The sequence below is a fragment of the Vibrio sp. 10N.222.46.A1 genome (assembly GCF_041473595.1).
GTDB lineage: Bacteria > Pseudomonadota > Gammaproteobacteria > Enterobacterales > Vibrionaceae > Vibrio > Vibrio tasmaniensis_A.
In genome coordinates this window covers 1-379 of sequence record NZ_JBFRSN010001307.1, presented here as the reverse complement: position 1 = coordinate 379, position 379 = coordinate 1, and the positions used below count along the sequence as shown (strand labels likewise).

General features: G+C 38.0%; 1 pseudogene. It reads left to right on the top strand.

What is annotated here, in order from left to right:
• Window positions 1-264 precede the first annotated feature (264 nt).
• Window positions 265-379, top strand: a pseudogene (locus tag AB4496_RS26140) (glycerol kinase); the annotation flags it as partial.

Genomic DNA, 379 nt, shown 5'->3' with positions numbered 1-379 from the left:
TCTAGAAACCATATAAACCGTATAAAAGAGCATCGCATCATGGATAGAAAACATGCATCCAGGTGAATCAATCTGCCAATTATGTAATTTAATTACACCTTGACCTACATTTTCCTAAAAATAAAAAAGAGAGCAAACACTCATTAAAAACATAGACCAGTGAACTGCAGTTAGCATCAACAGTTGTGTTATTGTATTTCCCTATTCTATACAACAGCCCCTCAACATTAATCAGCAGTTCTACTGCTAATTGAGAAACAGACTATGCCAGACAAGATTTCCACATCAGCACTAGCCAAACAAAAAGGGATAGAAGCGAAGGCTCTATTCAGTGATTTGAAAACAGCTGGCTATATCGTGCGTTCACAGGAGCGTTGGG